At 62.0% G+C, this 9,182-nt stretch carries 9 protein-coding genes and 1 tRNA gene; 2 read left to right on the plus strand and 8 right to left on the minus strand.

What is annotated here, in order from left to right:
* Nucleotides 1-46: 46 nt before the first annotated feature.
* Nucleotides 47-123: transfer RNA gene (locus AC2VON_RS03640), tRNA-Phe, on the plus strand.
* A gap of 32 nt (nucleotides 124-155) precedes the next feature.
* Here AC2VON_RS03640 and AC2VON_RS03645 read toward each other — a convergent pair.
* From AC2VON_RS03645 to AC2VON_RS03665, 5 genes are all read right to left on the minus strand, one after another.
* A complete protein-coding gene (locus tag AC2VON_RS03645; RefSeq protein WP_041787011.1) occupies nucleotides 156-1,313 on the minus strand; it encodes a tyrosine-type recombinase/integrase in 1,158 nt (385 codons plus the stop codon).
* Entirely contained in the window at nucleotides 1,314-1,544 is a 231-nt protein-coding gene (locus AC2VON_RS03650) for a helix-turn-helix transcriptional regulator (RefSeq protein WP_041787012.1), read from the minus strand.
* Between the two features lie 10 nt (nucleotides 1,545-1,554).
* Complete coding sequence (locus tag AC2VON_RS03655; protein WP_014379116.1) at nucleotides 1,555-2,901, minus strand: hypothetical protein; 1,347 nt, start codon at nucleotides 2,899-2,901, stop codon at nucleotides 1,555-1,557.
* Nucleotides 2,898-3,320, minus strand: coding sequence for a hypothetical protein (locus AC2VON_RS03660; protein ID WP_041787013.1), 423 nt, complete (start codon nucleotides 3,318-3,320; stop codon nucleotides 2,898-2,900). Before AC2VON_RS03660 ends, AC2VON_RS03655 begins: the two co-directional genes overlap by 4 nt.
* 99 nt (nucleotides 3,321-3,419) lie before the next feature.
* Complete coding sequence (locus AC2VON_RS03665; protein ID WP_014379118.1) at nucleotides 3,420-4,214, minus strand: GntR family transcriptional regulator; 795 nt, start codon at nucleotides 4,212-4,214, stop codon at nucleotides 3,420-3,422.
* Nucleotides 4,215-4,292: 78 nt separating this feature from the next.
* Between AC2VON_RS03665 and AC2VON_RS03670 the strand changes: the two genes are divergently transcribed.
* Nucleotides 4,293-4,721, plus strand: a complete 429-nt coding sequence (locus tag AC2VON_RS03670; RefSeq protein WP_041787014.1) for an NUDIX hydrolase — start codon at nucleotides 4,293-4,295, stop codon at nucleotides 4,719-4,721.
* 68 nt (nucleotides 4,722-4,789) lie between these two features.
* Here the strand turns inward: AC2VON_RS03670 and AC2VON_RS03675 are convergent, their stop codons facing one another.
* From AC2VON_RS03675 to AC2VON_RS03685, 3 genes are all read right to left on the minus strand, one after another.
* Nucleotides 4,790-5,389, minus strand: coding sequence for a TetR family transcriptional regulator (locus tag AC2VON_RS03675; protein ID WP_041787015.1), 600 nt, complete (start codon nucleotides 5,387-5,389; stop codon nucleotides 4,790-4,792).
* Nucleotides 5,390-5,545: 156 nt separating this feature from the next.
* On the minus strand, nucleotides 5,546-6,436 hold the full coding sequence (locus tag AC2VON_RS03680) for an alpha/beta fold hydrolase (RefSeq protein ID WP_041787016.1): 891 nt from the start codon (nucleotides 6,434-6,436) through the stop codon (nucleotides 5,546-5,548).
* 72 nt (nucleotides 6,437-6,508) lie between these two features.
* On the minus strand, nucleotides 6,509-9,182 hold a 2,674-nt coding region (locus AC2VON_RS03685), incomplete at its 5' end, for an MMPL/RND family transporter (protein WP_486951721.1).

The following is a 9,182-nucleotide window of genomic DNA, read 5'->3' on the forward strand; positions in this document are numbered from 1 at the left end:
AGTCCCGTCAGGGTCGCCAGACGGCGAGGCACTCATTTTGCCTTCCGGCCAGGTAGCTCAGTCGGTACGAGCGTCCGCCTGAAAAGCGGAAGGTCGGCGGTTCGATCCCGCCCCTGGCCACCAGTCTTGAACTGCACGGACGCGGTGACAGCACTCTATGGATATTTCGGTGTGTCCGGTTCCTGTCCGTTCGCCTGGTCTTTGGCGACGTCATTGAGCCGGTCGAGATTCGTAGCGACGTGGTCGAGTTCGTCTGAGTAGAGGTCGCTGTAGATGTTGGCGGTGACAGTCGGCGTCGAGTGCCCCATGGTCTTCTGGACGTAGCGGAGGTCGGCCCCGGATTTGCGGGCGAGGCTCGCGTAGGTGTGGCGCAGGTCGTGGATCGTCAACGGCGCCAAGCCGGTTTGCTTGAGGGCTTTGTTCCAGTGGGTGTGTCTGCGCCAGTTGTTTGATCTGAGAAAGCCGCCGTTTGGTGAAGTGATCGCTTGTTCTTTAGGTGAGCGGTTTTCGATTCGTGGCTCGAGCGCGTCGATGACGATTTGGGGGAGTGGGACGGTTCGGACGGCGGCGCGAGTTTTCGGTGGCCCGACGATAATTCGGCCCTCCACGTCCGGGGCGGCTTGGCGGACGTAGAGGCGGCGTGCTTTGAGGTCGATGTCGCCGACGCGCAGGCCGACGAGTTCGGACCAGCGCAGACCGGTAAAGGCCAGGATTGTGACGATGTCGCCTTGGCCGCCGCAGGCGGTTGCTAGGGCGGCGACTTCCGTAGCGGAGAGGTAGCGGTGACGTTCCCGCGCCGGCATCCGACCGGATGACACACCTTGGGCCGGGTTGATGTGAATTCGGCCGTCCTCGCGAGCCATGTCGAGAATCGAGCGCAGCAGCCGGAGCGTGGCGAGTCTGGCCCACGGGCCCACGGTGAGGCCGCCGATGAACTGCTGCACATCCTTCCGGCTGACCTCGTCGACCGGGACATGGCCGAAGCGCGGGCTGATACGCAGTTCCCAATGCTGCACGTAGCCGCTCCACGTCTTGGGGGAAACGGCCGGCTGCTTCGACGCGCTGTATTGCGTCCAGATAGCGGAGAGGCTGGCGCGGCCAAGTCTGGGGTCGAATCGTCGGGCGCCGATCGCCGACTCGCCGTCGCGATCCGCCTTGAACGCGCGCGCTTCCCGCATGGTGGCAAACGTCGATGATGTCTCGACCCATCCTGACGGGGAGTTTGGATCGCGCACCAGGTAGCGCACTTGGTAGCGCGCCTGGCCGGCTGAATTGGTCCGCTTTCGGATGCCGCGCGGTACTGATCCGGCCACTTAGCGGTGCACCTGCTTGAGCCACGCGCGGACTTCCGCTGCGTCCCAACGTCTTACGCGATCAGATAGCGTGTAGCAGGGCGGCCCCACATCTGCGCCGTGTTCCCGTAGCGCGCCCCATCGGCTCACGGTGGCAGTGGACACGCCAAGCAGCTCCGCCACCTGTTCCGCTGTCAGAAGCTCTGGAAAGGTCGCTATCTTGGTGGTGGCGTTGATGCCAAGAGTTGCCATGCCGCTGTCCTCAGTTCTCTGCGGGACCAGTAGATCTTTGGCTCTTGAACCCGTATTCTTGTGCAACAGAACGGATTAACGAATCTGGCCAGTAGTCGGCACGTACTCGCATCGTTGATCCGTCTTCTGCGATGACGTATCCGGTCCCAGGTTCACTCGGGTTGATGCGGTGCGCGGGTGCGGCATCAGCGAGGCCATCACCCAGAACCATCGCGACTTCGTCGCGTGAACGCAGCCGCAATGCAACGGTCTGGGTGAACAACCCGCGCATGGGCAGAATCTCCTTGCGGGGGTCCTGCATGAAGGCGGTGGCCACGAGGCCTACGGCCCTGCCCTTTGTCAGGATGCGTGAGAGCGAGGCTGCAACTTGCTTCTTGAGGGCGACGTCTGTCATGTAAGCGGTCAAGCCCGCCAATTCATCGATGAGCAGCACCACGAGCGGTTCGGCGGTGCTCGGTGTGTGCGAACGCGCTTGGCCGGCCATCCTGCGGCCACGGCAATCCAGCAGCTCCTCCAACTTGTTGAGCAGGCTCGCGGCCTCGACCTCGGTCGTCGCGATCTTGCTGAATAGGGCGGAGCCGACTGACACTTCGATCCCGTACTTGAGGTCGACGGCGAAAAGCCGCACGGTTCCTGACCTGATGGCCGGGCCTAAGCCGCCTGCAATGCCCCAAAAAATGGAGCCCTTGCCCGCTCCTGAGCACCCGACAGTGAGGGTGTGGAGGCCAGCGACGCGGAGAATCCAAGCCGAGCCGTTCTCCCGTCGGCCAATCTTAACGGCAGTTGCCTCGGTGCAGGCTGGCCGTCTAGCAGTCTTGATGGCCGACAGCTGTTGTCGCATAACAAATTCCATGCGAACCGTCCCGGGTGCTACCACCGTGGAACGGGCGGAATGTGCCCCGACAGCGTCGCGGATCGCGGGGACCGCGTTTTCGAGGTCATCGACTGTCTGGCCCGTTCGTGTGCGGACGGTCATGTGCAGGCAGTGATCGGAGATGCTCACCCCGAGAAGGCGAGGGTGGGTCCAGACTGTCTTCGTCGTGGTCTTGCCCTGCGAGTCCGTACGTGCGACGCGCTCGGAAGTCGACAGCCCGCAGGCCTTGGCAACTCGCGGCCAAGAGGTCAACGCCCATAGCAGCCATCGGATCCGCCGCGCAGGGGTTGCGACATAGCGCCCAAATGTGGCGGGCGAACGCAGTCTCCAAACGACGAGCGAAAGGGTGACCACGCCGGTCACCGCGGTGAGCCATGTGGCGCCGACCGTCAGTAGGTGCGTGAGGTCAAAGAGGTCCGTCCCGGCGTCGGGATCTGGAATCGAATACGGATCGCTAGGTACTACGGGGTCGTACGGACTCATGCTGACGCCCGGTCTGCCGCTGAGGACCCCGCCTTGCCAGTGTCCGCGGTCATGCTCGAGGCCCGAAACGACCACGCAATGCGGCCGGATTCGCTCGAACGGTCCACGTACGGCAACACGCACAACTCTTCGAAAATCACTGGTGTAAAAGGCATTCCGGCAGTGTTCTGTGGGCACACAGGCTGCTTGGGCGTTGCGAACTTGACGGTCAGGGTGCGTGCCCGCTTGCTCGCGGCCGGATCACCGTCGAGGACTTCCACCTGCCACAACGGCAGGCCTGATTCTCGATCAGTCGCCTGAACCTTGTTGTCTTTCGTTGACCGCTCGTAATCGATCACCGGCGTCACATCTGACACCACGAACGCTTTGTGTGGGAAAACCTGCTGGTGGGACAGCTTGAGCCACTTCGGCACAGACACTTTGTCGACCTTTCGTAGAACTGCTCTAGACAAGTTGAGGGTACATAGTCGTCTAGAGGAGTGCAACGGGCGACGCGTGATTCGTGTGAGACTTTGCGCTCAGCGGGCCGGGAACTCGTATTCGAGCAGGTAGGCGGAGGCCACCTTCACGGTGTCGCAGACCTCCACCGCCACGTCATCGGTGTCGTAAGCGGTTCGCAACACCGTAAGCACCGGAACTCCTGAGTCAAGCTCCAGCTGCCGCCGTTCTTCAGGAGTGGGCATCCGAGCGGCGACTTCTTCAGTGAAGCGAGCAAGCACATGACCGTGCTCTTCTAAGCGCGCGTAGATACCACCGGGTCCGGTATCCAGCTGCTCGATCCTCGTGCCTTCGGCAAATGCCGCCGGAATGTACGAGACGGCCGTCTCGACGGGTCGCCCATTCGCCAGGTAACGCCTCGATCTCACGACAATGTCATCGCCGTCTGAAACTCGAAGGCGCTCAGCCACAAACGAATTCGGCCTCTCTCGGCTCACAACGATGTTGTCCACCTGCGGCGCGAAATCGGATTTCTCCGCCTCGACGGTAAATGCAGCCTTGCCCTCGGCGCGGTGCTGTCGTGCGAATCGATCAGACGCTAGTCTGCGGATTCGAGGTTCCGGGCGGACGAACACCCCGCGGCCGTGTTGTGAGATGACCAATCCGTCGGAACGAAGCTCCTGCACCGCTTGTCTTACAGTCATGCGCGCTACACCGAAATGTTCGATCAGTTCCGCCTCGGACGGCAGTCGCTCCCCGGGTGCGAGCCGATTGGAACTGATCGCCTCTCGCAGTATGCCCGCGATTTGCCGATATGGCGGTTTGTCATCGCCTCGATCGATTTGTCCAAGTTGCAGCACCCGCGAGCCTTCCATTACATGTCTAGACGACTAGTCTAGGAAGCCAGTCAACCCGTGTCACCTCCGACGGCATCGAACAATGGAGACCGAACGATGGGAACCACTCCTAAACACTCAGTCAGTGTCGCCGGCATCGTCGTACGTGGCGATGATCGCATTCTCGTGATCCGGCGAGATGACAACGGCCACTGGGAAGCCCCCGGTGGCGTACTCGAACTGGACGAATCCTTCGAGGATGGTGTGCGGCGGGAAGTCCTCGAGGAAACTGGATTGAAGGTCACGGTGCAACGTCTTACCGGCGTCTACAAGAACCTCAAGCAGGGGATTGTCGCGTTGGTCTACCGCTGCAGTCCTGCCGCTGGCGACACGCACCCGACTGCCGAAGCCCGGGAAGTCCGTTGGATGGCGAAAGAAGAAGTTCAGTCTGAGATGAGCCCTGCTTTCGCCGTGCGCGTTCTGGACGCATTCGACGAATATCCGCACTCGCGTGCCCACGATGGAGCCAACGTTCTTTCAGAGTAGAGACTGTGACGGGGCCACATTGCGTTTAGCCGGCCAACCGTATGCCCCGAGTTCAAAGCGGTCTACTTTCAATCGAATCCAGCCAACGTGACTCTCAAAGCTTCTTTCAACTGAACGTGCAGCGGTGGCTTCGTTTCAGTGTCTGAGCTCAGCCAGCGCCGAAGTATGAATTGTGCGGTGGCCAAACCCGTGTGGACCAGCAGCGAGGGACGGATGTCGGATGCCGCATCGACGCCCATCCTTGTGGCGACGAGTTCGACGAGCTTGCGGTCATCGTTGTCGCTGATCAGTACCGATTCGCTCAGTAGGTGGGGGGCGGTCAGTATGGCTCGTTGCCAGTAGTGCGGGTTCGGATTGGTTTTGTCCCAGGCGGTTTCGGCAAACAACGCGATCAGCGCCTCGGCTGCCGATTGGTCCGACGGCTGAGCGCCGTAGGCACCAACGATTTCGGCGACCGCCTGCCGCAACGGCGCGACAAGAAGGTCGTCCTTCGTAGGCGCGTAACGGAAGTAAGTACTGATGGATATCCCGGCACTGGCAGCGATGTCCTCAGTGGTCACAGCAGCAAATCCACGTTCGGCAAAAAGTTGGTGCGCGGTGCCCTGGATCTGCGAGAGCAACTCGGCACGGCGTCGGTCCCTTAACGAGCCAGTATTTGCGGAGGGCATGACATCGCCTTCGTCAATCCGACATTCCCAGATGCTTCCTGAGTTATGGTACGAACAGTAGCGTAGCGAAACCAACAGTACTAGGGGGGTTCACTTGCTGGTCTCGCAGTGTTGGGGGCCCAGCAGGCGACGCGGGTTTCACGGGAAAAGACCGTCTCACAAAAATACGCGGCGGTCGAGGAAGTCGGTGACAGCGCTGGTGAAGGCGTCGTTGTCGTCGCCGGCAACCATATGACCTGTGCCCGTCACGTCAGTTGTTTCGGCGTGCGGGACGAGTTCGAGGAATTCGTTGACCGTTTCCTCGGAGACGACGTCTGAAAGCGCGCCCCGCACTAACAGCGTCGGGGCCGTGATTCGACGTGCTCCTTCGGCGAGAAACCCGCTGATCGCCTCGAACTCCTCGGTGTCGGTCATGAGTTCGCCTTGCAGGACATCGAAGTTGGAGCTGATGAAGGCTGGGTCCCAGCGCCAGACCCATCGACCGTCGCTACGTTGGCGCAGAACTTTGTGCAGACCGTCGAGATTTTCGGGTCGCGGTCGGCGCGGGTTGTATTCGGCGATGATGTCGGCGGCATCGGTGAGTGTGCCGAAGCCGTCGGGGTGGGCGGCCATGAACGACACGATGCGACGGGCCCCGTGGAACTCCATCCTCGGGGTGATGTCGACGAGAATAACGGCTGCCCACAGCCCGGCTGGGGCCAGCAGGTGGGTTGCCAGGATGGTTAGCCCACCCAGCGACGCGCCAACGAGGGCAGGGGGACTCTCGGTGCCGACGTGTTCTCGAACCGAGAGCAGATCGGCGACGAACTTTTCGACGTCGTATTGTCCGCTCGGGTCCCAGTCGCTGTCGCCGTGGCCGCGGGTGTCGTACGCGATGACGGTGTAGCCATGGGCGTGGAGGCGACGAGCTGTGGTGGCCCAGGCGTGGCGGTTTTGGCCGCCGCCATGGAGGAGCAACACCACGGGACCAGTCGTGGGGTGCCGGTAGCAATCCGCCACGAGAGTGATGCCGTCGCGCGTGTGGATGCGCTCCTGAGTAAGTGTCATGTAATCCGCGCCCCTTTGGGCGCAAGGTCCACGCCCGTCACGCTGCGTTGTCCCTCAGGTGACATGTCATCGTCAGCGTGCTCTGGCGCGCGGGGCCAAGGGCTTCCGTTGAGGCCACCAGCTGGCCTCACCGAGCAATGTGGCGATCGCGGGAACCGTGAGGGTGCGGACCACGAAGGTGTCCAGGAGTAGGCCGCAGCCGATGATGAGTCCGGCTTGGAGCATGATCGCGACGGACCCGACCATAAGGCCGAACATGCTGGCCGCGAAGATGAGCCCGGCCGAGGTGATGACTGAGCCGGTGTTCGCGACCGTGCGCAGCACGCCGACGCGAATGTTGTGAGCGGATTCCTCGCGTAGCCGCGAGATCAGCAGCATGTTGTAGTCGGCGCCCACCGCGACCAGGATGATGAACGCCAAAAGCGGAACGGGCCAAGCGATTTGCTTGCCCAGGCCGTATTGGAAGACCAGTGTGCCGATGCCCAGTGCGGCTGCGTAGTTGAGTACGACCGTACCGAGCAGGTAGAGCGGGGCCACCACGGCACGTAGCAGAACGACGAGGGTCAACCCGACGATGACGAGTGTGGCGATGGCCAGTAGGTGAAAGTCGGCCGACAGGAGGCGCTGGATATCGGAATTGACGGCGGGGAAGCCGGCCATCGATATCCGGGCGTGAGCCAGCGAGGTGTTGGGGCGTGCGGCATCGGCAACGTGCGTGATCTTCTGCGCGAGATCCATCGCTTCGCTGCTGTAGGGGTTGTAGCTAGATTCGATGGCGAAGCGCGCGGTCTTGCCGTCAGCGGATAGAAAGTGCTTTGCCACATCGGAGAACTGGCGATTCTCGAAGGCGTTAGCGGGAAGGTAGAAGCCGCTGGAGTTGTCCGAACCGGCGCTGGATCGCGCGGAATTCTGTAGCTGGGTGGCGATCTGACTCATGCCGGACAACATTTCGATGTTGCTGTCGGCGAGGGTGTGCACACCGGTGGCTAGGGCTTGTGCTCCCGACGCGAGCTGGCTGATGCCGTTTTGAAGGCGGCCGATGTTGCCGGCCATGTCGGCGGGATCGCCAAGCGCTCCGAAGGCCTTGTCCAGCGAAGTGACTGTGCGCTGCAGGTCTGCCACGGTGCCGCCTGCATTATTGGCATCGGGCTGGTACAAATCGCCGAGGTCGGCGAGCTGGCTGAAAAAGCCGCCATCGCGCAAAGTCACCAAGATCCGTACCTGGTCGCGGATCTGGGCACACTCGGGGGTGGTGGCACACCAGGGGGAGGTGTTGAGCGCACCGACCAGCGGGTCGATGGTGGCGATCGCTTGTTGGGCTTGTTGAGCTTCTTGGCGTAGCCCGGGCCCGGTTCGAATAGCTTGGTCGACGGTCGGTGTGGTAGCCGAAAGCTGCTGCAGCAGCTGGCGAAAGCGCTGAAATTGTGGCCCGCTGGACTGGGCTTGGGTAAGGATCCCGGTCAGCGGAGTCAGCGCCGTGCGCAGGGTGGTGTCAAGTTGCGCCAGGCCGCCCGCGAGTTGGTCGGCGCCACCGGTGAGTTTGGTGAGATCGGTCTTGTGGGCGTCTCCTTTGGCGACGGCATCGGCCATCTTGGTGCCGATCTGGCCGTTCTGCCAAGAAAGCTGTGCCTGGTCCAGTCGCGCCCCGGTAGGCCGGGTGACGCCGGAAACTTTGGTGACACCTGGCAATTGCGACACGCGAGACGCCATTTCGTCCAGGTCGGCCAGGCTTTTACCGGTGCGCATATCGGTCGGTGATTCGACGACCATGAACTGCGTGATAACGATATCTTTGCGAAAGTGCCTGTCCAGCAGATGATAACCCTCGTTGCTGGCGGTCGTTTCCGGCTGGCCTTGACGGTCGTCATAGCTCATGCGCATGGTCAGCGCCACAGCAGCTAGCCCTAACACGAGAGCCAGGCTGGCGGCCAGCAATGGGCCGGGCCGGCGGACTACGGCCACCGCGATCCAGTTCCAGTAGCGGCGTGTGCGGTCGGCTTTGGGCTCGCCGATGCCGCGTTTAGCGGCCAGCGCCAACACCGGTGGGAACAACGTCACGGTGGCCGCGACTCCGACGAAGACGGCTATCGCACACGCTGGGCCCAGCGCGCCAAAAACGCTCAGCTTTGCAAACACCATGGCCAAAAATGCAAACGCCACAGTCGCCGCGGAGGCCAGGATTACGCGCCCGATGGTGGCGGTCGCATTGATCACCGCGAGGTCGGGCGAGACCCCCTGGCGGCGTTGCTCGTGATACCGGCTGATCAAAAACACCGAATAATCGGTGCCGGCGCCCAACAGAATCGCCGTCATGAACGCGATGGTGAATTGCGACACCGGCATCCCCGCTTCGCCCAGCCCCGAGAGCACTCCGCGCCCTACCCCAAGACTGACGCCGATAACCACCAGTGGCAGCAACGCGGTAAACAATGACCTATAGATGACCAGCAAAATCAGCGCAATCAGCCCCGCGGTCACCACAGAAATGACAATCAAATCCTGCTCAGCCGAATCAATTTGATCGCTGAACGTCGCGGGAGGGCCGGTTACGCGAACCGTCGTGGACGTACCGTTAAACGACTGGGCGGCGATAGCGCGCACCACCTGGACGGATTCTGCCGCCTTCGGATCGCCGAGTGTGCCCGCCACCCCGACCGGCAGATACCATGCCTTGCCGTCCTGGCTCACCGCCTGACCGGCAGTAACCGGGTCGGCCAACAGATCCTGAACCAGTCGCACATGCTTG

Source organism: Mycobacterium sp. TH-M82, assembly GCF_057473605.1.

What these genes read in the sequence shown, in the direction of transcription:
- AC2VON_RS03655 (WP_014379116.1), bottom strand. Translation starts at nt 2,901, where the DNA reads ATGAGTCCGTACGACCCCGTAGTACCTAGCGATCCGTATTCGATTCCA.
- AC2VON_RS03665 (WP_014379118.1), bottom strand. Translation starts at nt 4,214, where the DNA reads ATGGAAGGCTCGCGGGTGCTGCAACTTGGACAAATCGATCGAGGCGAT.
- AC2VON_RS03680 (WP_041787016.1), bottom strand. Translation starts at nt 6,436, where the DNA reads ATGACACTTACTCAGGAGCGCATCCACACGCGCGACGGCATCACTCTC.
- AC2VON_RS03675 (WP_041787015.1), bottom strand. Translation starts at nt 5,389, where the DNA reads ATGCCCTCCGCAAATACTGGCTCGTTAAGGGACCGACGCCGTGCCGAG.
- AC2VON_RS03670 (WP_041787014.1), top strand. Translation starts at nt 4,293, where the DNA reads ATGGGAACCACTCCTAAACACTCAGTCAGTGTCGCCGGCATCGTCGTA.
- AC2VON_RS03650 (WP_041787012.1), bottom strand. Translation starts at nt 1,544, where the DNA reads ATGGCAACTCTTGGCATCAACGCCACCACCAAGATAGCGACCTTTCCA.